Here is a 26139-nt window from a genome sequence, read left to right as displayed (position 1 = left end):
TTTTTTCAAGTCATCTGTTCTCGTACGACTCGGGAAGCCGCGAACCCCGCGTCTGCAAAGGCACCACGACGTTTGCTACTTGTCCCATTTGTGCGTGCGAAAAATTACCTGTCGCGTTGGAATGGCTGAACCGCCGGTGAACCAAGCGCAGAAAATGGCATCGCAAATGGGGGCCGAATTACGCTGTCTGGTGCCCGCCGGGCATCCTCAAGCGCAGGGACCAATGGCAAAGTTGCAGGTACCGCTACCGACCCTCGGCGGATGACGCCACACCGAACCGGGTGCTCGCAGCGCTATACTCCCCGGCCATATGACCAATTCGACTAACTACAAGGACTCGCCCATGAAAGCGTTCGGCAAAATCCTGGGTCTGGTACTTCTCGGGCTGTTGCTGATCATTGTGGCGGCAGGTTTTGCCCTGACCCACCTCTTCGATCCCAACGACTACAAAGACGAGATCCGCCAGATAGCCCGCGACAAGGCCCACATCGAGCTGACGCTCAATGGCGATATCGGCTGGAGCCTGTTCCCGTGGCTCGGCCTGGAATTGCACGAGGCCAGCGTCGCCACCCTGGCCAAGCCTGCCGAACCGTTTGCCGACTTGCAGATGCTCGGCCTGTCCGTGCGCGTGCTGCCGCTGTTGCGCCGCGAAGTGCAGATGAGCGACGTGCGCGTCGAGGGCCTCAACCTGCGTCTGAACCGTGACAAGAACGGCCACGGCAACTGGGAAGACATCGGCAAAGTCCCAGCGGCGCCCGGCAGCACTGCGCCCGCCGCACCGGGCGCGACCGCCAGCGAGCCGACCGTCGCCGTGGAAAAACCGGCACAGCCGATCCGCCTCGACATCGACAGCCTGACCGTGAACAACGCCCGCGTTGAATACACCGATGAGCTGACCGGCAAGCAGTTCAGTGCCGAAAGCATTCAACTGAGCACCGGTCCGGTACACGATTCGACCAATATCCCGGTGAAAGCCACCGCGTTCCTCGGCACCAACCAACCGGTGCTGCGCGTGCGCACCGAGCTCAACGGCGAGCTACGCTTCGAGCGCGCCCTGCAACGCTACAAGTTCGAGGATCTGAAGCTGACCGGTGAACTCGCTGGTGATCCGCTGCAAGGCAAGACCATGACCTTCTCCGCTCAGGGCCAGTTATTGCTGGACAAGGCAGCGAACGTCGCCGAATGGACCGGCATCAAGATCTCGGCCAACCAGTTGCGCGCCCTGGGCGAGCTGAAAGCCAACGACCTCGACAAGACGCCACAGATCAGCGGCGGCATTTCCATTGCCCAGTTCGATCTGGCGAAATTCGTCGACAGCATCGGTCAGACACTGCCGGCGATGGGCGAAGGCAGCCTGAGCAAGGTCGAACTGGTCAGCCGCGTTGCGGCCACCCCGACCAGCCTGTCGTTCGACAACATCAACCTGAAACTCGATGACAGCAGCTTCAGCGGCCGCATCGCCGTCGAGGACTTCGCCAAACAGTCGCTGCGCGCGATTCTCAAGGCCGACACGTTCAACGTCGACCGCTACCTGCCACCGAAATCGGCTCAGGCCAATAGCGCGACGCAGACGCGTCAGGCCGAAGTCGCCAGCACTGAGGCCGGTGCCGTCGCAGGCACCACGCCGCTGCCGGACAAACCGAGCAAGACCGCCTGGAGCACCGAGCGTCTGCTGCCGGTCGAACGCCTGGCCAAACTCGACGTGGACGCCGACCTGACCTTCGGCCAACTGACCCTCGACAAACTGCCGATCCAGAACGCCGCGCTCAAAGCCACCGGCCAGGGTGGCTTGCTGACGCTGGCTAACCTGAGCGGTGATCTGTACAACGGCGGCTTCGTCGCCAACGGCACTCTCGACGTGCGCCCGAGCGCGCCGGTGCTGAACCTGCAGACCCGGCTCAATCGCGTCCCGGCGGAAAAAATCATCGAAAGCCAAGGCAAGAATCCGCCGGTCAAAGGTCTGGTAACGCTGACCAGCAGCCTCACCGGCAGCGGCAACAGCCAGCAGGCGCTGATCGATACGCTCAACGGCAACGCCAGTTTCGTCATCAACAATGGTGTGCTGCTCAACGCCAACCTTGAACAGCAATTGTGCAAAGGCATCGCCACCCTCAACCGCAAATCCCTCAGCGGCGAGCCACGGGGCAAGGACACGCCGTTCGAGGAGCTCAAGGGCAACCTGACCGTACACAACGGCGTCGCCAGCAACCCGGACCTGAAAGTGCGCATTCCCGGCATGACCGTCAACGGTGACGGCGACATCGACCTGCGCGTTTTGGGTATGGATTACCGCGTCGGCATCATCGTCGAGGGCGACACCAGCGCCATGCCCGACCCGGCCTGTCAGGTCGGCGAGAAGTTCGTCGGCATCGAGTGGCCGCTGCGCTGCCGTGGCCCGCTGGAACTGGGCGCCAAGGCCTGCCGCATCGACAATGACCGTCTCGGTCAGGTCGCCAGCAAGATGGCCGGCAACAAGCTCAGCGAAAAAATCGACGAGAAACTGGGCGACAAAGTCAGTCCGGAACTGAAAAACGCATTGAAGGGGCTGTTCAAGCGATGACAGCGGAGCAGTTTTCCACGGCGGTGCTGGAGTGGTTCGACCGCCATGGCCGCCACGATTTGCCGTGGCAGCAGGACATCAATCCGTACCGGGTCTGGGTATCCGAGATCATGTTGCAGCAGACTCAGGTCAGCACCGTGCTCAATTACTTCGAGCGCTTCATGGCAGCCCTGCCGACGGTCGAAGCGCTGGCCGCAGCCCCGGAAGACGAGGTGCTGCACCTCTGGACCGGGCTGGGTTATTACACTCGCGCTCGCAATCTGCAGAAGACCGCGAAGATCGTCGTCAGCCAGTACGCTGGCGAATTCCCGCGTGACGTGGAAAAACTCACCGAGCTGCCAGGCATCGGCCTGTCCACCGCCGGCGCGATTGCCAGCATCAGCATGGGCCTGCGCGCGCCGATCCTCGACGGCAACGTCAAACGTGTGCTCGCGCGCTTCACCGCGCAAGAGGGCTACCCCGGCGAACCGAAGGTCGCCAAGCAGCTATGGGCCAACGCCGAGCGCTTCACCCCGCACGATCGGGTCAACGCCTACACCCAGGCGATGATGGATCTCGGCGCCACACTCTGCACGCGCAGCAAGCCGAGCTGCCTGCTGTGTCCGCTCAAGGGTGGCTGTGAAGCGCACATGCTTGGCCTGGAAACCCGCTACCCGATTCCCAAGCCGCGCAAAGCCATCCCGCAGAAACGCACGCTGATGCCCATGCTCGCTAACGGTGAAGGCGCGATTCTGCTTTACCGCCGCCCGTCGACAGGACTGTGGGGCGGTTTGTGGAGCCTGCCGGAACTGGATGATCTGGAAGACCTGCAGCATCTGGCCGATCAGCACTCGCTGACCATGGGCCAGCAGCAGGCGCTGCCGAGCCTCGTCCATACGTTCAGCCATTTCCAGTTGTCCATCGAACCGTGGCTGGTTCAGGTGCAAGAAGCCAGCCATCACGTGGCCGAGGCCGACTGGCTCTGGTATAACCTCGCCACCCCGCCGCGCCTGGGCCTTGCTGCCCCGGTCAAGACCTTGCTCGAACGCGCGGCCGCCGTCTTGAATGCAGGAGAATCGCCATGACCCGCACCGTAATGTGCCGCAAGTACAAAGAAGAACTGCCCGCGCTGGAACGCGCCCCGTTCCCGGGTGCCAAGGGCCAGGATATTTTCGACCACGTCTCGGCGAAGGCCTGGGCCGACTGGCAGAAACACCAGACCCTGCTGATCAACGAAAAGCGCCTGAACATGATGAACGCCGAAGATCGCAAATATCTGCAGGGCGAAATGGACAAGTACTTCTCCGGCGAGGAATACGCCAAGGCCGAAGGCTACGTGCCGCCAGCCGAATAACCCGTATATTTCGTAAGCGACGGAATTAATTTAAGAAATTTTCAAAAAGTCGTTGACGTAAATCCGAAAAACCCTTTTAATGCGCCCCGTTGCCCAGATAGCTCAGTCGGTAGAGCAGGGGATTGAAAATCCCCGTGTCGGCGGTTCGATTCCGTCTCTGGGCACCAAATACCGAAAACCCTGAATCGCAAGATTCAGGGTTTTTTTATGTCCGGGATTTGATGAACACTGCTTACCCCTTACGGAAAAGGGCTATCACTCGATGAATCAGAAACGAACCCGCGTCCTCCTGCCCCATCCCCCGCCGTATCGGCAAAGCCGCTTGAGTTATTGGCTGACCGTCCTCGCCGGTGTGCTGATTGCCATTGCCGTCTGCCTTTCAATCTACATGCTGATCGAAAGCTGGATCAGCGGCTCCATTACCACCAACAATCGTGGGCCGCGCAGCACCTACACCTTGGCACTGCAACCTCGGCGATACTGGTTCGAGTTCGTTTGGCAGAGCTTCTGGACGGCATTCATGCTAGCCATTGGTGTGTTTGGGTTGTGGATTTATCGCAAAGGGCGAGGTCGTGAGCAGAGGCCGAAGGGCAAGCGCTCGCGATGATGCGATTGACTGGGCAAAAGTACGAAATGGACTACGGACATTTACCCCGTTACGCGCCTTCCGGCGGCAGTGTCCTGCAACGCCAATCCCGCGTTTCCTTCCGAACTCGCAGGTTCGCCCGACATACCTGCGTCGCCATTCCCGGCATGCTTGCGCCTCTGTTTCCAGAATGCGGAAGACCCGATGAGCCAGCTAAAACCTGCTGAAACCCAAGACCCGAAAATCGATTCACTGCTGGGCGAACTGGGCGACCTGATTCGCCAGGCGCGGCAAAAAGTGCTACGCGCGGTCGACACGATCCAAGTGCAGACCTGTTGGCAAATCGGCCGGCATATCGTCGAATTCGAACAAAAAGGCGCTCAGCGTGCGGGTTACGGAAAACAACTGATTGCCCTGTTGGCAAAGGATCTGACTGGGCAGTTCGGGAAAGGGTTCGACGAAACCAACTTGTGGAAGATGCGCCTGTTTTATCAAAAATTTTCAATTCGAGACGCACTGCGTCCCGAATTGAGCTGGACCCACTACCGCCGCCTGCTACGCGTCGAAAGCGAGAAAGCGCGCCTGTGGTACATGAACGAATGCGCCGACCTCAACTGGTCAAGCCGTGCCCTTGATCGTCAGATCCTGACGCTCTACTACGAGCGCCTGCTGATGAGTCAGGACAAAGCCGAGGTGGTCGAGGAAGCCACGACCAACATCGACGCGATGAAATGCAATCCGCGGGAATTCATTCGCGACCCAGTCATGCTCGAATTTCTCGGCCTGCCCTCGGCAGGCAAAGTCAGGGAAAGCGGCCTCGAACAAGCCCTGATCGACCACTTGCAAAGCTTTCTGCTTGAACTTGGCAAAGGCTTTTCCTTTGTTGCCCGCCAACAACGCATCAGCACTGATGGCGTCGACCTCTATATCGACCTGGTCTTCTACAACTACCTGCTCAAGTGCTTCGTGATCATCGACCTGAAACGCGGCAAGCTCAGTGCTCGCGATGTCGGGCAGATGGACATGTATGTGCGCATGTATGACGAGCTCAAACGCAGCGAGGGTGACAAGCCAACCGTCGGCATCATTCTCAGCGCGGAGAGCAATGACTCGGTGGCGCGCTACTCCATGCTCAAAGGCAATGAGCAACTGTTCGCCAGCAGCTACAAGACCATACTGCCGAGCGAAGAAGAGTTACGTGCCGAACTCAACCGCGAACAGGCGTTGATCGAAGAACGCATGCTCACTCAATCCGAATGAACCGGCCGGATTGTTCTTGATCAGCGCGGCGACTAAGGTGGGCAGCTAACCACCGAGGTCAAGCGCCATGGGCAGTCAGCCCCCATTTGAGTTGGAAGACGCAGAGTTGAGCCAACCAGTTTCGACTGCAGCTGAAGACACGTCCTTCAAGGAAACTGCCGACGACGGCTACGCACTCGGCGGCTTCACCTGGCGCCATAGTTCGCACGATCCACAGCGCTCGGTGGTCATCATCAACGCCGCCACCTCCGTGCGCTGTCGCCATTACTCAAGGTTCGCAGCCTATCTGTTCAGTCACGGCTTCGACGTGATGACCTACGACTACCGGGGCATTGGCGAATCACGCCGCGAATCGATCAAAGGGCTACGTGCCTCGTGGAGCGACTGGGGCGCGCTGGATTTCGAAGCGATGCTCAAACGGGCGCAGCGGGAGTTTCCCGGTCAGCCAATCGATGTAGTCGCCCATAGTTTCGGCGGCTGCGCGGCAGGCCTGGCAGCGTCGGGCACGGTCATCCGACGGCTGGTTACCGTCGGTGCGCAGTTCGCTTACTGGCGCGATTACGCCCCCGAACAGCGCTGGCGGATGTTCGGCAAGTGGCATGTGGTCATGCCTTTGATGGCGCTGCTCTGCGGCTATTTTCCAGGCAAACGGCTAGGTTGGCTGGAGGACACGCCAACCGGCGTGGTCCGCGACTGGAGCATGCCCACCGCACGTTACGAGCAACGCCCAAGCGGTCGCGCGCTGATGAAAAAACAGGCGCCCTGCCCTTCGCCGACGTCCGCGCGCAGACCCTCGCAATCAGCCTCGCCGATGATCCTTACGGCACAATCCCTGCGATCGAACGCCTGCTCGGCTACTTCAGCAACGCGACAAAAACTCACCTGCGCATCGCGCCGCAGGACATCGGCGAACAACAAGTCGGACATTTCGGCTTTTTTCGCAGCGCATACCAAGCCACACTATGGCACATCGCTCTGACCTGGCTGCAGAACGGCGCGCTGGCCCCCGACACACCCGGCCGGCAAGTCCCGCGCAGTTGAGCCCTTCTCCACGCACGACGGAACACTCCATGGCCTCCGCCAACAAGCAGCAAAAACGCGCCACCCGAGCCAAAGCCAAGGCCAAGCAGAACCGCACCAAACGCGCCGAAGCGCCGGTCGAGCTGGACCCGAACGATAACCGCATCGATTTCGAATCGGTGGACCTGACCGAACTGTTCAAGAAAATGATCGACGCCGAGAAGATCAGCCAGCAAGCCATGTGCAGCGCGTTCCTCGAAGACCCGCTGCTGGAACTGGTGTACGAGCAGGAAGGCGAAGAAGGCGCGATGGATTTCATCCTTGCCGCGCTGATCGAGTATCGCCAGTGGTCGCAGGAAACCGACGAGGCCGGCGCGCTGGCGTGGATCGAATCCCCGGCATTCCAGGCTGACTATGTAGCGGCATCCGACGCGATCGCCGCACAAACCCAACAGAAGAACTGAGCTCCCATGGCATCCCTGAACAAGCAACAGAAACGCGCCAAACGCGCCAAGGCCAAAGCCAAGCAAATCCGCATGGTCGGGCGCAAACCGCTGGATCAGGACGAAGACCTCGGCCACCTCGCCGAGCCGATTCCGGAATACACCCTGGCGATGTTCAGCAAAATGCGCGACGCCGAAGCCGTCAGCCGCGACGAAATGCTGCTGACCCTGCTGCGCGAACTGGCCTTCATCATCGTCGACCATCCCGAACTGCTGGACATGGAAAACGCCGACAACGAAGGCATGGCCGCCACCCACCTGGCCGCCGACATGCTGATCGACTACCGCATGTGGGCCGACGGCATGACCATCGAAGAAGCCCAGGCCTGGCTGAGCGAACCGCAGTTCATCACCGATTTCGGGGTGGCGCTGGATGCTTATGGGAAGTCGGTAGACACCCAGGAAGACAAGAGCGAATAAGCCCTTCTCAGAAACCAAAATGGCCGCTAGTCATCCCTGACAGCGGCCGTTTTCACATCACGCGTTGCGACTCAGTTCAACACCACCGCACCACGCTTTTCCATCTTGCGACGACGCGACACCAGCAGACCGGCAGCCACCACCATCAGGCTCAGCAGACCGGTGGCGAGCATTTCCACGCGGTGGGCTTCCTGGAACAGCATGATGGTCAGCGCGGCGACGATGAAGATGATCACCGCCCAGGTCAGCCCGGGGAACAGCCACATGCTGAAGACGATTTTCTCGCCGCGCGCCATGCGCTGCTTGCGCATGCGCAGTTGCGAGAAGGCGATCACCAGGTACACCAGCAGGGCGATGGCGCCAGAGCTGGCCAGCAGGAATTCGAACACCGCGGCCGGAGCGACATAGTTGGCGAAGGTGCAGAGGAACGCTGCGCCGGTCGACAGCATCACCGCCCAGTAAGGCGTGCCGCTCTTGTTGGTGCGGGTCGACATGGCCGGGGCGTCGCCACGCTTGCCGAGGGAGAACAGCATGCGCGAGGAGGTGTACAGCGCCGAGTTCAGGCAACTGGTCACCGCGACCAGCACGACGATGTCGACAATCATCTTGGCGTTGGGGATGCCCATGCGCTCAAGCACTGTCTGATAGGAACCGAGGTTGGCCAGTGTAGGATCGTTCCACGGCACCAGCGCCACCACGATGAAAATCGAAACCAGATAGAACAGGCCGATCCGCCAGATCACCGAGTTGGTCGCCTTGGAGATCTGCTTGCCTGGGTCCTTCGATTCCGCCGCCGCGATGGTGACAATCTCGGTGCCCATGAACGAGAACATGGTGGTCAGGATCGCCCCCAGTACAGCGCCCATGCCGTTGGGCAGGAAGCCACCGCTGTCGAACAGATGCGACACACCGCTGACCTGACTGGTTGGCAGGAAGCCGAAAATAGCCGCAAGGCCGAGGCCGATGAAGCCGATGATCGCCAGCACCTTGATCAGGGCGAACCAGAACTCGAACTCGCCGTAGTTCTTCACGCTGAACAGGTTGGTCACGGTCAGCAGCAGGGTGATGACCAGCGCGAAAGCCCAGATATCCACCCCCGGGAACCACGCGTGCAAGATGGTTGCGGCGGCGTTGGCTTCCAGCGGAATCACCAGCACCCAGAACCACCAGTACAACCAGCCGATGGTGAAACCGGCCCAGTGACCGATCGCGCGGTCAGCGTAAGTCGAAAACGAACCGGTGTCCGGCGAAGCCACGGCCATTTCGCCGAGCATGCGCATCACCAACACAACCAGAGTACCGGCGGCGGCGTAAGCCAGCAGCACGGCCGGGCCGGCGGCAGCAATGGCGTGGCCGGAGCCGACGAACAGACCGGCGCCGATCACACCGGCGATCGACAACATGGTCACATGACGCGGTTTGAGCCCCTGTTCGAGGCCATTGGAGCTTGGGGTACTGCTCATAGAGACTACCTTTGCAAGGAAAGCGGGTGCATCCGGCCGGTCTGAAAATTCTTTCTCGTAAAAAGAATCCAACGGCCTGTTCCTTATTCTGCACGCAATATTTGCGCCAAAATGTTTCAAGTCCTTGAGGCCCGGGGGCTTCGGCATCCGATGCAAGTCCTTGAGTTTGATGGCTATTCGCCAGAACGTTACCCGGCGACTCACTTTCACGACGAATCCGCGCACCAGAAACACACAGAAAAACCGTGCGACGCACAGAAAAAGGGCGAATAAGGAACGTTCGGCCGGATAGCGCTTCCAACACCCCGTCAAAGCTGGCAACATCGCGCCTTTTTTTACGCAGCACCCACGGGTTTGCACGATCAAACACCCGTTCGGTTGTTGATGGGGCGACAGTCTGCTGCGCCGATGCGACAACCCGCCACAGGCCACCCGTTTACCGCTCGTAGCGCTGTTGGCTGCCATTGAAACGCTATGCTAGCTTGGCCGCCTCGCCAGGAAGGCCCGCCAACAGCAGGAGCGCAACATATATGAGGAACGCACATGGCTGAGGCCACGCCCGCGCTTGAAATCCGCAACTTGCACAAACGCTACGGACAGCTGGAGGTGCTCAAAGGCATCTCGCTGACCGCCCGCGACGGCGACGTGATCTCGATCCTCGGCTCTTCCGGTTCCGGCAAGTCCACGTTCCTGCGTTGCATCAACCTGTTGGAAAACCCGCACCAGGGCCAGATCCTGGTGGCCGGTGAAGAACTCAAGCTCAAAGCCGCGAAGAACGGCGAATTGGTCGCTGCTGACGGCAAGCAGATCAATCGCCTGCGCTCGGAGATTGGTTTTGTATTTCAAAACTTTAATCTGTGGCCGCACATGAGCGTGCTCGACAACGTCATCGAAGCCCCGCGCCGCGTGCTCGGCCAGAGCAAGGCCGAGGCCATCGAAGTCGCCGAAGCGTTGCTGGCCAAGGTCGGCATCGCTGACAAGCGCCACGCCTACCCGGCGCAATTGTCCGGTGGTCAGCAACAACGCGCCGCCATCGCCCGCACGCTGGCGATGCAACCGAAGGTGATCCTGTTCGACGAACCGACCTCCGCGCTTGACCCGGAAATGGTTCAGGAAGTACTTAGTGTCATCCGCGCATTGGCCGAAGAAGGCCGCACCATGCTGCTCGTGACCCACGAAATGGGCTTCGCCCGCCAGGTCTCCAGCGAAGTGGTGTTCCTTCATCAGGGCCTTATAGAAGAGCAAGGATCGCCACAGCAGGTGTTCGAAAACCCGCTTTCGGCGCGCTGCAAACAATTCATGTCCAGCAACCGCTAACGGAGCAACATGCATGCAGAATTTCAAAAAGGTCTTCCTGGCTGCCGCCGTCACCTTGGCGTTCAGCGCCGGTGCCATGGCTGAGACCCTGAAAATGGGCATCGAAGCGGCCTATCCGCCGTTCAACAACAAAGACGCCAGCGGCCAGGTTGTCGGCTTCGACAAGGAAATCGGCGACGCCCTGTGCGCGAAGATGAAAGTCGAGTGCACCGTCGTGACGTCCGACTGGGACGGCATCATCCCGGCCCTGAATGCGAAGAAGTTCGACTTCCTGATCTCCTCGCTGTCGATCACCGACGAGCGCAAGGGCGCGGTGGACTTCACCGACCCGTACTACTCGAACAAGCTGCAGTTCATTGCACCGAAAAACGTCGACTTCAAAACCGACAAGGACTCGCTCAAAGGCAAGAAGATCGGTACCCAGCGCGCGACGCTGGCCGGGACCTGGCTGGAAGACACCTACGGCGATGACATCTCGGTCAGCCTCTACGACACCCAGGAAAACGCCTACCTCGACCTGACCTCGGGTCGTGTCGACGCCATCCTCGCCGACAAGTACGCCAACTATGACTGGCTGAAAACCGACGCCGGCAAGAGCTACGAGTTCAAGGGCGACCCGGTAGTGGAAAGCGACAAGATCGGCATCGCCGTGCGCAAGGGTGATCCTCTGCGCGAGAAGCTGAACGCCGCACTGAAGGAAATCGTCGCTGACGGTACCTATAAGAAAATCAACGACAAGTACTTCCCGTTCAGCATCTATTGATCTGACCTGTGGGACTGGCGCTGTGACCAAGCGGCGCCGGCTCCCGACTTTGCCTGCCGCAATTTGAACAGAAACCCATGATTATCGACCTCTACGGATTCGGCCCGGCGCTCGCCGCTGGCGCGCTGATGACCGTCCAACTGGCCCTCACCGCCCTGTGCCTGGGCCTGGTGCTCGGCCTGCTCGGCGCCTTGGCCAAGACTTCCCCGTACAAGCCGCTGCAATGGCTTGGCGGCACCTATTCGACGCTGGTGCGCGGCGTTCCGGAATTGCTCTGGGTGCTGTTGATCTACTTCGGTACGGTCAACCTGATGCGCACCCTCGGTGAGTACTTCGGCAACCCCGACCTGCAACTCAACGCCTTTGCCGCCGGTGTGATCGCACTGGGCCTGTGCTTCGGCGCCTACGCCACGGAAGTGTTTCGTGGCGCCCTGCTGGCCATTCCCAAAGGTCACCGTGAGGCCGGCCAAGCGCTGGGCCTGTCGAAGTGGCGGATTTTCACCCGTTTGATCATGCCGCAGATGTGGCGCATCGCCCTGCCCGGCCTGGGCAATCTGTTCATGATCTTGATGAAAGACACCGCGCTGGTATCGGTCATCGGTCTCGAGGAAATCATGCGTCACGCGCAAATCGGCGTGACCGTGTCGAAACAGCCGTTCACCTTCTATATGGTCGCGGCCGTCATGTATCTGGGCCTGACGGTACTGGCGATGACCGGCATGCACTTTCTGGAAAAACGCGCCGCTCGCGGCTTTGCGAGGAGCGCGCAATGAACTGGGAAGTCATTATCAAGTGGCTGCCGAAACTGGCGCAGGGCGCGACCCTGACGCTGGAACTGGTCGCCATTGCGGTCATCGCCGGCCTGCTGCTCGCCATTCCGCTGGGCATCGCGCGTTCTTCGAAGCGCTGGTACGTCCGCTCGCTGCCTTACGCCTACATCTTCTTTTTCCGCGGTACACCGTTACTGGTGCAGCTGTTTCTGGTCTATTACGGCCTGGCGCAGTTCGACGCGGTGCGTGAAAGCGCGTTGTGGCCGTACCTGCGCGATCCGTTCTGGTGTGCAACCGTGACCATGACGCTGCATACGGCGGCGTACATCGCTGAAATCCTGCGCGGCGCGATTCAGGCAATTCCACCCGGTGAAATCGAAGCCGCCCGTGCCTTGGGCATGTCCCGGCCCAAAGCGATGTTCTACATCATCCTGCCTCGTGCAGCACGGATCGGCCTGCCGGCCTACAGCAACGAAGTGATCCTGATGCTCAAGGCCAGTGCCCTGGCCAGCACGGTGACCCTGCTGGAACTGACCGGCATGGCGCGCACGATCATCGCCCGCACTTATCTGCCGGTTGAGATCTTCTTCGCCGCGGGCGTGTTCTATCTGGTCATGGCTTACGTGCTGGTTCGCGGCTTCAAGCTGCTGGAGCGCTGGCTGCGCGTCGATGCCTGCCAAGGCCGCTGATACTTCCCACGTGCTGACGGGCGAGGCCCTACTCGCCCGCTTCCGCGCGCTGGATGCTTTTTTGATCAAGCATCAGGCGCTTTGGAAACCTCGTCCGTTTACGCATCTTTCGCTTCCTTGGGAAACGTCCTACCCCGAGTTGTCTTCGTGGCTACGCGGGCGGTCGCTGGAAGATGCAGAACGCGCGCACAACCGTCCGGCTGATCTTGTCGATGCGCCTGAGCCGTTCGCTTCATTGGCGAAGTTATCGGCAAAATTGAGTGCGGTCGGTTCGCTGCCGGGGCATGCGCTTGAAACCGCCGGCCACCGCTTGAATGTCGATGTGCCGGGGCGCAAATGGCAACAGATCGAGGCGTTTGCCAGCCGTTTGGCTTTTTCATCGCAGCCGACGCATTGGCTGGACTGGTGTTCGGGCAAAGGTCATCTGGGCCGGCGGTTGCTCAACGCAGGACAGCAACTGACGTGTGTCGAGTACGATCCTGCGTTGGTTGCCAGCGGTCAGGCACTGAGTCGGCGCCACCATTTGCATGCTCTGCACATCGAACAGGACGCGCTGGCGGCCGACGCATCCGCCGTGTTGAACGCTGCGCACACCCCCGTCGCGCTCCACGCTTGCGGCGATCTGCATGTCCGCTTGATGCAACTGGCCAGCGCGACCGGGTGCCAGCAGATGGCGATTGCGCCGTGTTGCTACAACCGCACCGTCCACAGCGAATATCAGGCACTGTCCTCCAACGGCCTGCGATCTTGCCTACGGGTATCGCGGGAAGATCTGGCACTGCCGATGAGCGAAACCGTCACCGCCGGTGCACGAGTCCGACGCCAGCGCGACACGTCCATGGCGCGACGACTGGCCTTCGACTTGCTGCAACGGCAGTTGCGTGGCGTTGACGAATACTTGCCCACCCCGTCATTGCCGAGCGCCTGGCTGGATAAACCGTTCGCTGACTACTGCCGCGATCTCGCCGCTCTCAAAGACTTATCCACAACCGGCTCGACGGATTGGGAGCATTTGGAAACCGCCGGTTGGCAACGTCTGGCCGAAGCTCGCAACCTGGAATTGCTGCGCGGGCTATTCCGCCGGCCACTGGAGCTTTGGCTGAATCTGGATCGCGCGCTTTTTCTGGTCGAGCAAGGCTATGCCGTGCGTCTGGGCACATTCTGCGAAACGGCGCTGACGCCGCGTAATCTGCTGCTCTTGGCCGAGCGCGGATAACAGCCCGCCAACCTGTGGATAACTCTGTTGATGAAATTTACGCGGATCCAATATCACCGCCTGTTTCGGCCCGTACACTGCTTTGGTCATTTTTTGTTCACATGAATAAAAAACCGGCAAAACAGCAATTTGCATACAAAATGAGAATGCCTGCTAAAAACTGCACTCAGTCAGTGAGCAAGGCTTCAAGTTGTGCATAAGCCGCCAATCAAAACGGCATAACCGCCGAATTTCGGGCATCCAAAGCGAATAATTGCGGGCCCCCGCCAGCCTTGCTATACAAAGCCTCACCGCCTCGCCAGCACACGCCCGAACAATAAAAATCGACCGACAGGAAGCGACCGTGACGTTCATCTCCTATGCACAGAACTTCGAAGACGTCCGCCTGTGGCGCGCGCTCAAGCAGTTCGAACACGGATTCTACATCGACGTCGGCGCCAACGACCCGAACCACGACTCGGTCACCAAAGCGTTCTACGATCATGGATGGCACGGAATCAACGTCGAACCGATGCAGGATTATTACGACGCGCTCTGCCAGCAACGCCCGCGCGACACCACCGTGCAATGCATCGCCAGCGACCAGCCCGGCGCCGTAACCTTCTACGGCATCCCGGACACCGGCCTGTCCACCGCCGACCCCGTCGTTGCCCAACAACGCAAAGACCTCGGCATGACCGTGCAGAGCTTTACGGTCGAGGCCCGCACACTCACCTCGCTCTGCGAACAACACGCCCCCGACCGCCCAATCCACTTCCTCAAGATCGACGTCGAAGGCCACGAAGAAACTGTCCTGCGCGGCATGGACTTCAACCGCTTCCGCCCCTGGATCATCCTCATCGAAACCCCATGGCTGCGCGATCACACCTGGGAACACCTGGTCACCGATGCCGGCTACCAATCAATCCTGTTCGATGGCCTCAACACCTGGTTCCTCGCCAACGAACACCTCAACCTCAAACCCGCGTTCGACATCCCGCCCTGCAACCTCGACAACTTCCAGCTCTGCCGCGGCCACGCCCTTGCGCATCCACTCAGCCCCGACGAGCCCGACACCGCCAGACAACTCGCTGACGCCCTGCATCGCGCCGAACAGGTTGAAAGCCAACTGCATGCACTGCAAAACAGCCGCACAGTGCGAGCACTGCGGAAGCTGCGAAACGTACTGCGCAGAGCGTGATTTGCGGCAACGCAAAAATAGTCTGAATTCAGGGGTTTACAGGATCTTCCCAATCGCTATAATCGTCGCCCACACGCCGGTATAGCTCAGTTGGTAGAGCAACTGACTTGTAATCAGTAGGTCCCGGGTTCGACTCCTGGTGCCGGCACCATTTAAAACAAAGGCTCGCAGCAATGCGGGCCTTTTGTTTTTGCGCTAGACGTAACAAGGGACATAACAACCATTTGTTAACTGCGAGGGCTGCGCTATGGAATGGCTAAAGACTTTCTCCGCTGATTATGCAAATGCAGTTACGGCCGCTGTAGCAATCCTAGCGCTCTTGATCACCAGCATTACCCTTTTCTACTTAAGGCGAGAATACAGGGCGAAATATCGTCCGTACGTAGTGCCAGTCGTGAACGTAGAGCGTTTCAATCCTGCGCCAGAGGAAACGGTATACGTCACTAGCGTCCGTCCATTGAACATTGGGCCGCACCCCTGCTTTGTGATGCTGACCTCTCTTCAACTGCAAGTCGGCGATGAGACATATGACACGCCTAGTAACCAAAGGTGGTCATTGATTGGGCCTGGTGGAGCCGCCTATACGTTCCCCATAGGCCATATCAATCAATTCGGAATGGACGGTGTCCGTGAGGGCCGGTACAGACACAATCGGATCGAGGTGAGATTTCAGCTTCACTCGAAGTCGGTAGATGACGGTCATCAGCAAATTCAGCAATTCATTTTTGAAATTGTCGCTCAAGAAAATCCAATTGCAGTGATCCGGCCCGAGTGGATCACCGACGTAAAGGGGAACTGAGCCACTGTGAGCCATTCGATGACTTTTAACAGTGCGTATATGCAGAATTGTGCAGAATTGGGACAGACCACGTTTTTCAATTAACGACACAGTCGCAACCTGAATTCTTTTTACGATTTTAGTGCTGACGTCATACAAAACGAAGCCCATGCAGAAATGCAGGGGCTTTGTTGTATTCAGTAGCAGACGCCAGGCAAAAGGTTTTAGTGGTATCAAGCACTATGCAGATCCCGCAACGCCTCAGGATGCTGACTTGCCACCCGCAAGAGAGTCTGCGCTGCACCCGTCGGCTGCCGGCGACCCTGCTCCCAATCCTGCAAAGTCCGCAGGCTCACACCGATCAGTTTGGCAAACGCACTTTGAGAAACGCCCACTTTGGCACGTGCTTCAGCTGCCGCAGAGAGCGGCACATGCGTTACACGAGCGGCCTTTCCAGCCTTCATCTGACGTACAGATTCCAGCAAGTCCTGCTGGAATTGCTCCAGTTCATCGACCATCGCTGATTTCCTCCTTCAGTTGCTTAAGGAAGGCTACGGGTAAGTTGTCGAGCTTTGCCTTGGTGTAGGCAATGAGCAACCAAATCGAGCCTTCAGAAAGCGTGTTGTAATAAATGACACGTGTACCGCCTCGCTTACCCATGCCGCTGCGAGTCCACCCCACCTTGCGCATACCTCCACTACCAGGCACGACATCACCAGCCAGAGGGTTTGCAGCAAGCCAATTGATGAATTCATGGCGCTCACCATCGGCCCATATGGCGTCGGCATAGCGCTTGAAAATTTAGGTTTCGATGATTGTATACATGAATCGGAATATACGGCTACGCCGTATAAACAAACCATAAACGCTTATGGGAATAGATCGACGAAATGCGTGGCGCGAAGCCTTGCGAAATCACATCTCCAAGCTACTGACCGCTGACTCCATAGTCTCTCGCGACCCTGACCTTCACGCCTACGCCTCCCAATATCTGCAAGAGTTAAGCAAGGCGCTGATCGATGATGTGGTTAAAGTAATGGATGCGCCGCCAGACAAGCCGTTGATCTAAATCACATATGAAGCCCTCTTTGATCCGAGGGCTTTTTGCGTTTCACACCTGACTGATCTCGAGCACATACGAAATCCTCTGCTCGTTCGCACTCCAGACATAGCGCAAATGCTTCCCCTGCTTCGGAATCGAAACCGCCGGCGGCCGAAGCGCTGCAACACATTCATGCCCTGCCAATCGCACGCTTTTATAGAGCAAGCCCCACGATTCAGCATCGCGCAGCTGCCGCGCGAACGCTTGCGATGGGCCGTAAGCTTCCGGGTCAGGCTGATGCAGACTTTCGAAGCCTTGGCGAACGTCATGCAGCGGCTTGACCACTCGATTGACGTAGGTGCGCATGGTCAACTCAAGATCGGCTTCCTGAGTCGCAGCGAGAAATCGCTCCTGATGAAAGCAGGTCTCAGCGATCGCCGCTGCCTGGCTGCTCGCGGCGTAGTAGACGCCGAAGGTGCCGTCGCTGAAACGGCTGCGTTTGCCGACGTGGGTGAAGGCGGCCATCACCGGGCTGGAGCCGGGGCCGGACAGGCGGTCTTCGGGGCGTACGCGTGCGAGTACGCCAGCCTGTTCGATGAGGCGATCATTGGTCAGCGCTTCGATGGCGTAGGCGATTTCGAGGTCTTCGGGGTCGAGCACGTCTTCGAACAGGGCAATCGGCGGGAAGCTGCTGTTGACAATGCGATACGCCCGCGGCCATGGCACATCGACCAGCGCCGGGGTTTTCAACCGCGCACTCCGTCGAGGTAGCGGCGCACGTCGGCGATGTCGATCACCCTCCCCGCCAGCATGTAATCCAGCGCCGTTTGGCCATTGAACGGTGCTGCGGTGTTCGGGCTGCTGACCCAGGTGTAGGCGCGTTCGCGGCTGTTGCTGAAGATGATGCTCAACGCCTTGTGAATGCCCATCAGGTACGAGATGCGCTCAAGGGTGTCGTGAGGTAAACGGATGTTGGGCGGCAGGTGCTTGTATTTGTAGAACGTGGTGTTGCCGACGCCGCCAAGTAAGGTGCGTTGCTGCTCGGCGCTGCAGCCCCAGTGCTCCATGAGATTGAAGAAAAACTTCAGCGCAACGCGGCCGGCTTCGGGGGCGTCGAGTTGTTCGCGTGGGTTTAACGCAGTAGATGAAGTTGGCATTTGGCCGCCTCCAGAGAAATCATCATGCCTTGAGGTTAGTACATATCTGTACATTTACTCAAAACTAATACACTTAGGAACAACCGTGCAGACTGAAAAATCCATACTGCTTGCACACATTTTTTGATCTCCATCACCCCCATCCCAGCAAAAACCCCGATCCTCTATCAGCCTCCAGCCATCGGCGGGGAAATCAATTCGCTACCAAGTCCGCGACAACTATGCTCAGGTACGGGAATATAGCCAGCATATGGCGCCGGTTCAGTCGTCTCGTAAACAACAATACCAGCCCACTTCAGAGGGCATTACCCATGGATAGCAGAACCTTACGCAACCTGATGCGCATCGTGCAGACTGGCTCGCTGTCGGCTGCAGCCGAGCATTCGTGCCTGACCGTGCAGGCATTGGCCGCACAGTTGAACAAGGTCGAAGAGCAGTTCGGTTTCCGCTTGTTTCGCCGTTCCAACAAGGGACTGACGCTGACGCCGCAAGGCACGGAGCTCACGCCCTACATCGACAAAGTGTTGATCGCCACGCGACAGATGGAAGAAAAGGTCGAGGCGCTGAAGGTGCCCGGGCAGCGGACGTTGAAGGTGGCGTTGAACAACACCCTGTCGCCTGATTTCAACCGACGCATGATCGGACGCCTGATCGAGGTGTTTCCGGATTATCAGATGGAGTTCAGCTACGCCGAGTCGATGGAAAATCTGAGTAAGCTGAAGAACGAAGATTTCGACCTCGCCGTGCTGATCGGTCCGCAGCGCCCGGGCTTGCCGAGCATTGTGCTGCCGGACGTGCAGGTTCAGGTGGTTGGTGCGCATTGTGGGCAGGAAAACGATCCGCTGACGTTGCTGGGCAACAAGTTTCAGGTGCGTCCTGCGGAAGATTGTCCGTATTCCCACAGCTTTTTGCGCTTTCTCGACGCCGGGCTGGGCAATCACGAGAACGGTCAGCGCATGGTCTATTCCTGCAGCGAAACCCTGACGCTGTCGTTGATCACGCAGATGGACGCGGTGGGTATGGTCTCGCGTGAGGCCGCGCAGAAACACGGCCTGACGATATTCCCCGGCTTCGAGGATTTCCTCGAAGTGCGCCTGGCGGTGAACAATCCTGAATTGTCCCACCAGGCCCTGAACGATGTCGTCGATATGCCGCTACATGAACGAGCCGAGCGCAATGTACGCAGCCGTCCCCACCGCCACACTGAGAAAGAGGTTTTTGCTGAAATACGCACATAGCAACGTCGGAATCGCGGCATAGAATTCCGGGCGATCGAGCTGTATCTGCCGGTCCTTGATCAACAAGGGGGTCAGGCTGATCGCGGCGACGATCGCCACCGGCAAGTATTCCAGTGCCCGCGCGATAAATGGCGGCCAATGTTCGGTGTTGATTTGCAGCGGCAGTGCCCGTGGCAGGAACGTCACGGCCATCATCAGCACCACCACCAGAATCAGGAACGTTTGGTCAGGCATACACCCACTCCGCAGCCCACAAACGTGGCGATAAATACGTTGAAGGGCGAACTGCCGATCAGGCTCAGCGCGCCCATGCAGATCACGGCGGCAGCAGCGGCGATCAGTTTGTTGCGCGTGTTGCACAGCGACACCAGCACGTAGAGCATCATCGCCGTCAGCGCGTAGTCGAGCTGATACTTGATCAAGTGCGCCGCGTACTGCGCGCAGACCGCGCCGAGCAAACCTCCGAGCACCCACGAGGTGTGGCAGAACAGGTTGAAACCGATCAGATAACGCACGTTGACCGGTGCGCCGGTACCGAGCTTGACGCTGTGGAAAGCGAAGGACTCATCGGTCAGGCCACCGGCGTAAGCCCAACGCTCCATGCGGCTCAAACCCAGCGCGCGCAGGGCCTTGGCCATGTACACCGACATCAGCATGTGCCGCGCATTGATCAGGAAAGTGGTCAGCACAATGGTGGTCAGTGATGCGCCGCTGGAGATCAGCGCCAGCGCGGCGAATTGCGAAGCGCCGGCATAGACAAACAAGCACATCGCCACCGGCAGCCACATCGGCAGGCCGGCGTTGACCGCCATCAACCCGAAGACAAACGACACGGTGAAATACCCGGCGACCACCGGGCTGGCTTCGGCAAACGTGCGCGACGGCTGATGAGTCGCCATCAGCGGTGCGCTGCCGGACCTTTCATTCATAGATCCCTCTCAAATGTCCGTTCGCCGTGAGGCTCGCAAAAACCCTGGGCAGTCCAGAATCGCTTGCCCGCGAGGTTAGCATCGTCGACGAACAGAAACATCCGCAGCACCCCGACCCGCTTCATGTCGGACGATGCAGCTTCGACAAGGCGCTGTCCCACGCCTTGGCTGCGGTAGCGCGGGCTGACCGCCAGATGGTTGATCGTGCCACGACTGCCGAGCATGCCACCAAGCACCGCGCCGACGATTTCACCCTCCACATCGAACGCCAGATACGCCGTGGTGGTTTTCTGGATCAACACGCCGCGCAGGCATTTGGCGTCCTGCCATTCGCAGAACGACACTTCGTCGAACTGGCGGAAGAAGCGCTCCATGCGTTGCGCATCCTTGGCGGTGGCGCGGCGCAGGACCACTGGCGTCGAGCACTCGACGCCGTCGATTGGGGTGATCTGATTAGCGAACAATGTCGAAAGCGGTCCCGGGCCGCGAGAAGGAAATCGCCAGAATCTGACGGTACGCCATGGCATGGGTGTGGGTGTTGCGCGCCGGGGTCACGTAATGGCGCATGTCGCGATCGAGGAAGTAGGTGGTGTCGAGAATTTCCTCGTAGGTGGTCGCCGCCAATTGATGCTCGTGGATGTCGTACAAACGGCTCTCCGCGCCATCGACGTTATTACGCCCCCAGAAGTGCACGCCGCTGAACGGATAGCCGTCGCAGTGAATGCCTTCAGGCGTGATTTCCAACTGTTTACCGGGTTTGATTTCGATGCGGATCTGATGGATCTGGCACTGCCAGATCTCATCGTGCAACTCTTCCGGCAATACACTTTTGTACACTTCGAAATCAGTGTCGATCAGGCTGCGCATCACCGGGGAAGAGATCACTTCTTCGGAAAAATCCTGAAAGTGCCGTACCACGCCACCGACGTAAGCGTTGTTCTCTTTCGATTGCACATAAGCGCGATGCTCAAGTTGCTTGAGCTCACGGGTTTTCGGGTTGTATTCAAAGTCGCTGTAACGACGGTAACGCATGCCGGCCTCGGCCTGACCGTAGTAGCTGTCAGGCTCCATGTTTTCCCAACTTTTGGTCAGTCTGACGAAGTCGGCAAAATGACCGTAGAGATTGAAGTCACCACCCTGGACGTTGACAAACTTGTCGCGCCGTAGCGATTCGCCCACTTCTCTGTTCAAAACGATCATTACCCAATTCTCCGCTGCGTTGAACGCCCTAATCTATTGGGTGGAGAATTTGCGTCCATGAGAAAGAATTTCAGGCATTTGAAGCACTGCTTGAAACGAAATCTGCAGCGCTTGAAAAACAACTTTTACATGACAAAAACATCGGTTATTTCCGGTTTCCGCTGAAAAACCGTCGAAAAAAACCCCGAACGAATCGGGGTTTTCTCATTTTCCTTACAACGTATCGATCATCAGAAGATGTTGATCGGATAGTCCACGAATACCCGCAGCTCGTTACCGCTGACGTTGTATTCGCTGGATTTCTGCGATACGCGCAGGATCGAGCTGCGCAACTTCACGCTCAGGTCTTTGGCCGGGCCACTTTGCACGACGTACTTGAACTGGTTGAAGATCTCGCGCTCGGTACCGCCTTCGCTGGTGGAGGTGGTGATGTTATCGCCACGCACGTAAGCGAAGTTGTAGCTCAGACCCGGAACGCCGAATGCGCCGAAGTCCAGGCCGTAGCCCAGTTGCCAGCTGCGTTCGTCTTCGGCGTTGAAATCCGACCAGTAGGAGTTGGCCAGGTAGATGGTGTTACCACCGTCACCGACACGACCCTGATCTTTCTGATAACCGCCGTAGGCATAACCCAGGTTGCTGTCACCGGTGGAACGCTGATGCGCCACGGTGAACGAGTGCGGGCCGGTGGCGAAAGTGGCTGCCAGGCTCCAGATCTTGTTGTCGTCACCGGTTACACCGTTTTCGCGGACATAGGAATTGTCCAGCTTGGTGCGGTAGCCGTTGAAGTCCAGGGTGAGGGACTGATCCTTGTTGAACGGGATCACGTAGTTGGCGTTCACGTACTGTTTCTTCAAGACGTCTTCAACGTCGGACGCGTACAGCGCGCCTTTGAAGTGTTCGGTGAACTGATAGCTACCGCCCAATACGTTGATCGCCTTCAGACCGCCGCTGTCACGGCCTTCATCGCTCTTGCGCGACTCGGCGGTGAAGCGACCGGCGTTCAGTTCCAGACCTTTGATCTCACGAGAGGTGATCAGAGTACCGGTGTAGCTTTCCGGCAGCAGACGCACGTTGTCGTAGCTCAGCACCGGCAAGGCCGGCATCTGGTCACCGTAAGTCAGCACGGTGTTGGACACACGGAATTTGACCGCTGCGCCGCCCTTGGCGATGTCATGGGCCGCGCGACCATCGTTTTCCTGTTTGAAGAAGTCGATACCTTGCGCGCCGGTGCGACCCTTGCCGCCGTCCAGACGCAGCGCGTACAGACCAAAGGCGTCAACGCCGACACCCACGGTGCCTTGGGTGAAGCCGGACGAGAACGTCCCGATCGCCGCCTGGCCCCACTCGGCTTTGTCCGGACGACCGTCTTTGTAATCACGATTGATGTAGGCGTTGCGCAGCAGCACTTTCAGGCTGCTGTCTTCAACGAAACCCTTGGATTCGGCCTGGTCGTTAGCCATAGCCTGTGTAGCACTCAACATCCCCAGTGCGATCAGGCTGATTCGCTTGTTCAACATTTTGTTTTCCTTATTACGGGTTGAAACGCGCTGTGTCGAACGGCTGAAACGGCGCTTTTGCACTCTTGTATTCACCCCGAAACAAAAAGACCCGCCAACGCAAACGTCATGGCGGGCCTGCTCCTTGTTTTGAGTCATGGCGGTTAGCCACAGGCGTTGGGCCGAATCGTAGCCGCGCCCTGAACAGTGTGTCAATTTCAAGAATCGTCTTTAAATAGGCGAAAAACGTCTAAGAAACGTAAATTCTTAGCTGGGCGATTGCAAAAAAATGAAGTTAAGCAGGGAGTTTTGGTCTGTGTGCGAGCCTGCTCGCGAAAGCGGTGGCCAGTCAACAAGGCAGTGACAGTGCTGACGCCTTCGCGAGCAGGCTCGCTCCGATCTTTGAACGCCTGTGGATTAAAATCAGGCAAAAAAAAGCGCCGCCATCCCGGCAGCGCTTTACCAATCCCTATTGTTCCTATCCTTCTATCACATCCCACAACGCTTCCAGTTCAGCCTCGCTGAACAGGCCAGCGGGGTAGCGCTCGATCATCATCCGGCGCGGATCAGGTTGTCTGATCTGACGCGTTCCATTGGACTTCAACCAGTGCGCAACCAGCTGGAGCGATTCGCCGTTAACGGCCATGGGATGCACAGTCCGCTCGCTGACTACGTTCACTTCGGCGTTCATTTCAGCGCTCTCTCCCCGTTCATGAGCGGCTACGTTATCCAAGGTTTGTGACAGAACTGTTGAAGTTCCCCTCCCTCCCTAGTGCACCAGAAGCAATACAAGAGGTATGCCAAGGCGCGCAGATTCCCGACCAGCGCGCATGAAAAAGCCCGCGGTCCTGATGGGCCGCGGGCTTGCTTTCATGCCTGGCGAGCTAAACGTTGTGTCGCTGTTTTGCTAACCGACTCAAGCTGTTACGACTCAACTCACTCTTTGTGCGGCGCTGGCTGCTGTTGGGTAAGGCAGTGAATATTGCCGCCGCCCAGTAACAATTCGCGGCCCGGCACCATCACCACTTCATGCTGCGGGAACAGCTTCTGCAGGATTTCCCTGGCCGGCGCATCCATCGGGTCGCCAAAGCTCGGCGCGATGATGCCGCCGTTGACGATCAGGAAGTTCACGTAGGAACCGGCCAGGCGCACGGATGGATTGCGCTCCTGCGAACCGTCCACCGCATCGACTCCGAAGCATTCTTCTTCGGTCGCATACAGCGGCCCCGGAATCGGCATTTTGTGCACCGTGAACGGGCGGCCCTTGGCGTCGGTGCTGTTTTGCAGCACTTGCATTGCGACCTGGCAGCGCGGGTAGTTCGGATCCTGCGGATCATCGGTCCATGCCAGCAGCACTTCGCCCGGACGCACATAGCAGCAGAAGTTATCCACATGGCCGTCGGTTTCATCGTTGAACAAGCCATCCGGCAACCAGATGATCTTGTCCACCGACAGGTTGTCACGGAGCACCGCTTCGATTTCTTCGCGGTTCAGGTGCGGATTGCGATTGCGGTTGAGCAGGCACTCTTCGGTGGTAATCAGCGTGCCTTCGCCGTCGACGTGTATCGAACCGCCTTCAAGCACGAAACCTTCGGTGCGGTAGCGCGGGCTGCGCTCGATTTCGAGAATCTTGCCACCGACCTGCGAATCATGGTTCCACGGCGCATACAGGCCGCCATCGAAACCGCCCCAGGCGTTGAAATCCCAGTTCACGCCGCGCACTTCGCCACGGTTGTTGATGACGAAAGTCGGGCCGCTGTCGCGAACCCAGGCGTCGTCGCTGGACATTTCCACCACGCGGATATTCGGCACGTCGAGACGCGCGCGGGCGTTTTCGTATTGACCGGCGGAGACGGCAACGGTCACCGGCTCGAAGCGGGCGATGGCTTTGGCCACTGTGGCGTGCGCGGCCTGCGCCGGTTTGCCGCCCAGACGCCAGTTGTCCGGGCGCTCGGGCCAGATCATCCAGGTCTGGGTCTGCGGCGCCCACTCGGCCGGCATGTAGAAGCCATCGGCGCGTGGGGTACTTTTCAATGTGGTCATCAGGACTCCAGGGAACCGTCGAGGGTTTTCAACGCGCCGTACAGATTCGGCCGGCGGTCACGGAATGAACCCCACGCGCTGCGAATATGTTCCAGCTCGTCGAGGTTGAACGTGTGCACAAGAATACCTTCTTCGGTTTTATTCAGCTCCTGCACTTTTTCGCCGAACTGGTTGGCGATGAACGACGAGCCGTAAAAGGTGATGTCATAGCCGTCCTGCTCTTCGTTGCCGATGCGGTTGCTGGCGATCAGCGGCATCAGATTGGCGCCGGCATGGCCCTGCTGCACCCGCTGCCAGTGATCGCGTGAAGAAATGGTCTTGTCGTGGGGCTCGCTGCCAATCGCGGTCGGATAAAAAGGATTTCCGCACCTTGCAGCGCCATGCTGCGTGCCGCTTCCGGGAACCACTGGTCCCAGCAGATGCCGACGCCGATTTTCGCGTAACGGGTGTTCCATACCTTGAAGCCGGTGTCGCCCGGGTTGAAGTAATACTTTTCGTGATAGCCCGGGCCGTCGGGGATGTGGCTCTTGCGATAAATCCCGAGGTTGCTGCCATCGGCGTCGATGATCGCGATGCTGTTGAAGCGCGCACGCCCTGCCAGTTCGTAGAAGCTGATCGGCAGCACCACCTGCAGCTCCTTGGCGATTTTCCGGAAATGCTTGATGGCCACGTTTTCTTCAACCGTCGTTGCCAGTTGCAGGTAATCCGGATTCGGCTTCTGGCAAAAGTACGGCGCCTCGAACAGTTCCTGGATGAGGATGATCTGCGCGCCTTTGGCGGCGGCTTCGCGGACCAGTCTTTCAGCGGTTTCGAGGTTGGCTTCCAGGTCCCACGAACAGGCCATCTGCGTGGCGGCGACGGTAACGATACGGCTCATGAATCATCTCCGGGCTAGTGCTTTGACGGTCGAAGAATTCAACCGAAAAGAAAACGCGCGCACCGGACAAGAGATCGCCATGCCGGGGCAATGGCGACTTTATAACCGATAAATATCGGCTTTAAAAGCTATAATACGGGAACCTCTCATTTCAAACGCTAAATAAGCCGATACAAATCGAACTTAAAACCGAAAAAAATGTGGGAGCGAGCCTGCTAGCGAATGCGCTGTGTCAGTCACCGCATGTGGCGGCTGATACACAGCTTTCGCGAGCAGGCTCGCTCCCACAGGGAATGTGC

Annotated in this window: 27 protein-coding genes, 2 tRNA genes and 3 pseudogenes; 18 read left to right on the top strand and 14 right to left on the bottom strand. The window is 58.6% G+C overall.

Annotated elements, in window-relative coordinates:
* The first annotated feature begins 343 nt into the window (after positions 1-343).
* The 9 genes and pseudogenes from ACZZZ4_RS10485 to ACZZZ4_RS10445 all read left to right on the top strand — a co-directional run bounded on the left by ACZZZ4_RS10485 (position 344) and on the right by ACZZZ4_RS10445 (position 7682).
* Positions 344-2560 carry an AsmA family protein gene (locus ACZZZ4_RS10485; RefSeq protein ID WP_415763901.1) on the top strand — a complete coding sequence of 739 codons (2217 nt, stop codon included), beginning with the start codon at positions 344-346 and terminating at the stop codon, positions 2558-2560.
* Positions 2557-3624, top strand: coding sequence for an A/G-specific adenine glycosylase (gene mutY, locus ACZZZ4_RS10480; protein WP_129998309.1), 1068 nt, complete (start codon positions 2557-2559; stop codon positions 3622-3624). The genes ACZZZ4_RS10485 and mutY overlap by 4 nt, the downstream gene beginning before the upstream one ends.
* Positions 3621-3893, top strand: coding sequence for an oxidative damage protection protein (locus ACZZZ4_RS10475; RefSeq protein WP_016772129.1), 273 nt, complete (start codon positions 3621-3623; stop codon positions 3891-3893). Before mutY ends, ACZZZ4_RS10475 begins: the two co-directional genes overlap by 4 nt.
* Positions 3894-3984: 91 nt before the next feature.
* Positions 3985-4060 (top strand) — tRNA-Phe (locus ACZZZ4_RS10470).
* A gap of 95 nt (positions 4061-4155) precedes the next feature.
* Positions 4156-4500 (top strand): hypothetical protein, encoded by a 345-nt coding sequence (locus tag ACZZZ4_RS10465; protein WP_415763903.1) that lies wholly within the window; start codon positions 4156-4158, stop codon positions 4498-4500.
* A gap of 183 nt (positions 4501-4683) precedes the next feature.
* A complete protein-coding gene (locus tag ACZZZ4_RS10460) occupies positions 4684-5739 on the top strand; it encodes a PDDEXK nuclease domain-containing protein (protein ID WP_310404261.1) in 1056 nt (351 codons plus the stop codon).
* Between the two features lie 67 nt (positions 5740-5806).
* Positions 5807-6780, top strand: a pseudogene (locus ACZZZ4_RS10455) (alpha/beta hydrolase family protein).
* A gap of 29 nt (positions 6781-6809) precedes the next feature.
* The gene (locus ACZZZ4_RS10450) at positions 6810-7223 is read left to right on the top strand and encodes a hypothetical protein (RefSeq protein WP_463547764.1); all 414 of its coding nucleotides are present in this window, start codon (positions 6810-6812) and stop codon (positions 7221-7223) included.
* A gap of 6 nt (positions 7224-7229) precedes the next feature.
* Positions 7230-7682, top strand: coding sequence for a hypothetical protein (locus ACZZZ4_RS10445; RefSeq protein ID WP_463547763.1), 453 nt, complete (start codon positions 7230-7232; stop codon positions 7680-7682).
* A 71-nt stretch (positions 7683-7753) separates the two neighbouring features.
* Here the strand turns inward: ACZZZ4_RS10445 and gabP are convergent, their stop codons facing one another.
* Positions 7754-9145 (bottom strand): GABA permease, encoded by a 1392-nt coding sequence (gene gabP / locus ACZZZ4_RS10440; RefSeq protein WP_463547762.1) that lies wholly within the window; start codon positions 9143-9145, stop codon positions 7754-7756.
* 543 nt (positions 9146-9688) lie between these two features.
* Here gabP and ACZZZ4_RS10435 point away from each other — a divergent pair.
* The 7 genes from ACZZZ4_RS10435 (at position 9689) to ACZZZ4_RS10405 (ending at position 15231) form a co-directional block, all read left to right on the top strand.
* Positions 9689-10462 carry an ABC transporter ATP-binding protein gene (locus tag ACZZZ4_RS10435; protein ID WP_039756564.1) on the top strand — a complete coding sequence of 258 codons (774 nt, stop codon included), beginning with the start codon at positions 9689-9691 and terminating at the stop codon, positions 10460-10462.
* Positions 10463-10475: 13 nt separating this feature from the next.
* Positions 10476-11225, top strand: a complete 750-nt coding sequence (locus ACZZZ4_RS10430; protein WP_039756562.1) for an ABC transporter substrate-binding protein — start codon at positions 10476-10478, stop codon at positions 11223-11225.
* A 77-nt stretch (positions 11226-11302) separates the two neighbouring features.
* Entirely contained in the window at positions 11303-11998 is a 696-nt protein-coding gene (locus tag ACZZZ4_RS10425) for an ABC transporter permease (protein ID WP_463547761.1), read from the top strand.
* Positions 11995-12684 carry an ABC transporter permease gene (locus ACZZZ4_RS10420; protein WP_016772145.1) on the top strand — a complete coding sequence of 230 codons (690 nt, stop codon included), beginning with the start codon at positions 11995-11997 and terminating at the stop codon, positions 12682-12684. Before ACZZZ4_RS10425 ends, ACZZZ4_RS10420 begins: the two co-directional genes overlap by 4 nt.
* Positions 12665-13900, top strand: coding sequence for a methyltransferase (locus tag ACZZZ4_RS10415; protein ID WP_463547760.1), 1236 nt, complete (start codon positions 12665-12667; stop codon positions 13898-13900). The genes ACZZZ4_RS10420 and ACZZZ4_RS10415 overlap by 20 nt, the downstream gene beginning before the upstream one ends.
* A gap of 343 nt (positions 13901-14243) precedes the next feature.
* Positions 14244-15080 carry an FkbM family methyltransferase gene (locus ACZZZ4_RS10410; protein ID WP_415763907.1) on the top strand — a complete coding sequence of 279 codons (837 nt, stop codon included), beginning with the start codon at positions 14244-14246 and terminating at the stop codon, positions 15078-15080.
* Positions 15081-15155: 75 nt separating this feature from the next.
* Positions 15156-15231 (top strand) — tRNA-Thr (locus ACZZZ4_RS10405).
* Positions 15232-15633: 402 nt separating this feature from the next.
* On the opposite strand, the gene ACZZZ4_RS10400 is transcribed toward ACZZZ4_RS10405, so the two are convergent.
* From ACZZZ4_RS10400 to ACZZZ4_RS10390, 3 genes are all read right to left on the bottom strand, one after another.
* Complete coding sequence (locus ACZZZ4_RS10400) at positions 15634-16029, bottom strand: hypothetical protein (protein WP_463547759.1); 396 nt, start codon at positions 16027-16029, stop codon at positions 15634-15636.
* A gap of 62 nt (positions 16030-16091) precedes the next feature.
* On the bottom strand, positions 16092-16376 hold the full coding sequence (locus ACZZZ4_RS10395) for a helix-turn-helix domain-containing protein (RefSeq protein ID WP_463547758.1): 285 nt from the start codon (positions 16374-16376) through the stop codon (positions 16092-16094).
* Positions 16366-16659, bottom strand: coding sequence for a transcriptional regulator (locus tag ACZZZ4_RS10390; RefSeq protein ID WP_463549267.1), 294 nt, complete (start codon positions 16657-16659; stop codon positions 16366-16368). The genes ACZZZ4_RS10395 and ACZZZ4_RS10390 overlap by 11 nt, the downstream gene beginning before the upstream one ends.
* Before the next feature lie 115 nt (positions 16660-16774).
* Between ACZZZ4_RS10390 and ACZZZ4_RS10385 the strand changes: the two are divergent.
* Positions 16775-16927: pseudogene (locus ACZZZ4_RS10385) on the top strand (DUF3077 domain-containing protein); the annotation flags it as partial.
* Positions 16928-16969: 42 nt separating this feature from the next.
* Here the strand turns inward: ACZZZ4_RS10385 and ACZZZ4_RS10380 are convergent.
* Together ACZZZ4_RS10380 and ACZZZ4_RS10375 are read right to left on the bottom strand one after the other, a co-directional pair.
* Complete coding sequence (locus ACZZZ4_RS10380; protein ID WP_463549266.1) at positions 16970-17635, bottom strand: RES family NAD+ phosphorylase; 666 nt, start codon at positions 17633-17635, stop codon at positions 16970-16972.
* 11 nt (positions 17636-17646) lie between these two features.
* A complete protein-coding gene (locus ACZZZ4_RS10375; protein WP_039756470.1) occupies positions 17647-18057 on the bottom strand; it encodes an MbcA/ParS/Xre antitoxin family protein in 411 nt (136 codons plus the stop codon).
* A 311-nt stretch (positions 18058-18368) separates the two neighbouring features.
* On the opposite strand from ACZZZ4_RS10375, the gene ACZZZ4_RS10370 reads away from it, so the two are divergent.
* Complete coding sequence (locus ACZZZ4_RS10370; RefSeq protein ID WP_039756469.1) at positions 18369-19295, top strand: LysR family transcriptional regulator; 927 nt, start codon at positions 18369-18371, stop codon at positions 19293-19295.
* On the opposite strand, the gene ACZZZ4_RS10365 is transcribed toward ACZZZ4_RS10370, so the two are convergent.
* The 8 genes and pseudogenes from ACZZZ4_RS10365 to aguB all read right to left on the bottom strand — a co-directional run bounded on the left by ACZZZ4_RS10365 (position 19212) and on the right by aguB (position 25840).
* Positions 19212-19529 (bottom strand): AzlD domain-containing protein, encoded by a 318-nt coding sequence (locus ACZZZ4_RS10365; protein ID WP_039756468.1) that lies wholly within the window; start codon positions 19527-19529, stop codon positions 19212-19214. The genes ACZZZ4_RS10370 and ACZZZ4_RS10365 overlap by 84 nt on opposite strands.
* Complete coding sequence (locus tag ACZZZ4_RS10360) at positions 19508-20224, bottom strand: AzlC family ABC transporter permease (protein ID WP_039756466.1); 717 nt, start codon at positions 20222-20224, stop codon at positions 19508-19510. Before ACZZZ4_RS10360 ends, ACZZZ4_RS10365 begins: the two co-directional genes overlap by 22 nt.
* On the bottom strand, positions 20221-20598 hold the full coding sequence (locus ACZZZ4_RS10355) for a GNAT family N-acetyltransferase (RefSeq protein ID WP_003220700.1): 378 nt from the start codon (positions 20596-20598) through the stop codon (positions 20221-20223). The genes ACZZZ4_RS10360 and ACZZZ4_RS10355 overlap by 4 nt, the downstream gene beginning before the upstream one ends.
* Before the next feature lie 79 nt (positions 20599-20677).
* A complete protein-coding gene (locus ACZZZ4_RS10350) occupies positions 20678-21424 on the bottom strand; it encodes a 2OG-Fe dioxygenase family protein (RefSeq protein ID WP_039756465.1) in 747 nt (248 codons plus the stop codon).
* Between the two features lie 230 nt (positions 21425-21654).
* Positions 21655-22941 carry an OprD family porin gene (locus ACZZZ4_RS10345; RefSeq protein ID WP_039756464.1) on the bottom strand — a complete coding sequence of 429 codons (1287 nt, stop codon included), beginning with the start codon at positions 22939-22941 and terminating at the stop codon, positions 21655-21657.
* 457 nt (positions 22942-23398) lie between these two features.
* The gene (locus ACZZZ4_RS10340) at positions 23399-23611 is read right to left on the bottom strand and encodes a hypothetical protein (protein WP_463547757.1); all 213 of its coding nucleotides are present in this window, start codon (positions 23609-23611) and stop codon (positions 23399-23401) included.
* Positions 23612-23856: 245 nt separating this feature from the next.
* Positions 23857-24963, bottom strand: a complete 1107-nt coding sequence (aguA, locus tag ACZZZ4_RS10335; RefSeq protein ID WP_463547756.1) for an agmatine deiminase — start codon at positions 24961-24963, stop codon at positions 23857-23859.
* Positions 24963-25840, bottom strand: a pseudogene (gene aguB, locus ACZZZ4_RS10330) (N-carbamoylputrescine amidase). The gene aguA and the pseudogene aguB overlap by 1 nt, the downstream one beginning before the upstream one ends.
* Positions 25841-26139 lie beyond the last annotated feature (299 nt).

This window comes from Pseudomonas sp. AC252, assembly GCF_979258105.1.
Note: the sequence above shows the minus strand (reverse complement) of the source record. Positions and strands in the feature narration are given on the sequence as shown.

Excerpts from the sequence above, each read along its gene's own strand:
- ACZZZ4_RS10450 (WP_463547764.1), top strand. The coding sequence starts at position 6,810 with ATGGCCTCCGCCAACAAGCAGCAAAAACGCGCCACCCGAGCCAAAGCC.
- ACZZZ4_RS10485 (WP_415763901.1), top strand. The coding sequence starts at position 344 with ATGAAAGCGTTCGGCAAAATCCTGGGTCTGGTACTTCTCGGGCTGTTG.
- ACZZZ4_RS10350 (WP_039756465.1), bottom strand. The coding sequence starts at position 21,424 with ATGATCGTTTTGAACAGAGAAGTGGGCGAATCGCTACGGCGCGACAAG.
- ACZZZ4_RS10375 (WP_039756470.1), bottom strand. The coding sequence starts at position 18,057 with ATGCCAACTTCATCTACTGCGTTAAACCCACGCGAACAACTCGACGCC.
- ACZZZ4_RS10370 (WP_039756469.1), top strand. The coding sequence starts at position 18,369 with ATGGATAGCAGAACCTTACGCAACCTGATGCGCATCGTGCAGACTGGC.
- ACZZZ4_RS10425 (WP_463547761.1), top strand. The coding sequence starts at position 11,303 with ATGATTATCGACCTCTACGGATTCGGCCCGGCGCTCGCCGCTGGCGCG.
- ACZZZ4_RS10365 (WP_039756468.1), bottom strand. The coding sequence starts at position 19,529 with ATGCCTGACCAAACGTTCCTGATTCTGGTGGTGGTGCTGATGATGGCC.
- ACZZZ4_RS10460 (WP_310404261.1), top strand. The coding sequence starts at position 4,684 with ATGAGCCAGCTAAAACCTGCTGAAACCCAAGACCCGAAAATCGATTCA.
- ACZZZ4_RS10475 (WP_016772129.1), top strand. The coding sequence starts at position 3,621 with ATGACCCGCACCGTAATGTGCCGCAAGTACAAAGAAGAACTGCCCGCG.
- gabP (WP_463547762.1), bottom strand. The coding sequence starts at position 9,145 with ATGAGCAGTACCCCAAGCTCCAATGGCCTCGAACAGGGGCTCAAACCG.
- ACZZZ4_RS10420 (WP_016772145.1), top strand. The coding sequence starts at position 11,995 with ATGAACTGGGAAGTCATTATCAAGTGGCTGCCGAAACTGGCGCAGGGC.
- ACZZZ4_RS10340 (WP_463547757.1), bottom strand. The coding sequence starts at position 23,611 with ATGAACGCCGAAGTGAACGTAGTCAGCGAGCGGACTGTGCATCCCATG.
- ACZZZ4_RS10360 (WP_039756466.1), bottom strand. The coding sequence starts at position 20,224 with ATGAATGAAAGGTCCGGCAGCGCACCGCTGATGGCGACTCATCAGCCG.
- ACZZZ4_RS10430 (WP_039756562.1), top strand. The coding sequence starts at position 10,476 with ATGCAGAATTTCAAAAAGGTCTTCCTGGCTGCCGCCGTCACCTTGGCG.
- ACZZZ4_RS10435 (WP_039756564.1), top strand. The coding sequence starts at position 9,689 with ATGGCTGAGGCCACGCCCGCGCTTGAAATCCGCAACTTGCACAAACGC.
- ACZZZ4_RS10445 (WP_463547763.1), top strand. The coding sequence starts at position 7,230 with ATGGCATCCCTGAACAAGCAACAGAAACGCGCCAAACGCGCCAAGGCC.
- ACZZZ4_RS10395 (WP_463547758.1), bottom strand. The coding sequence starts at position 16,376 with ATGGTCGATGAACTGGAGCAATTCCAGCAGGACTTGCTGGAATCTGTA.
- ACZZZ4_RS10400 (WP_463547759.1), bottom strand. The coding sequence starts at position 16,029 with ATGGGCTTCGTTTTGTATGACGTCAGCACTAAAATCGTAAAAAGAATT.
- ACZZZ4_RS10355 (WP_003220700.1), bottom strand. The coding sequence starts at position 20,598 with ATGGAGCGCTTCTTCCGCCAGTTCGACGAAGTGTCGTTCTGCGAATGG.
- ACZZZ4_RS10345 (WP_039756464.1), bottom strand. The coding sequence starts at position 22,941 with ATGTTGAACAAGCGAATCAGCCTGATCGCACTGGGGATGTTGAGTGCT.
- ACZZZ4_RS10415 (WP_463547760.1), top strand. The coding sequence starts at position 12,665 with ATGCCTGCCAAGGCCGCTGATACTTCCCACGTGCTGACGGGCGAGGCC.
- mutY (WP_129998309.1), top strand. The coding sequence starts at position 2,557 with ATGACAGCGGAGCAGTTTTCCACGGCGGTGCTGGAGTGGTTCGACCGC.
- aguA (WP_463547756.1), bottom strand. The coding sequence starts at position 24,963 with ATGACCACATTGAAAAGTACCCCACGCGCCGATGGCTTCTACATGCCG.
- ACZZZ4_RS10465 (WP_415763903.1), top strand. The coding sequence starts at position 4,156 with ATGAATCAGAAACGAACCCGCGTCCTCCTGCCCCATCCCCCGCCGTAT.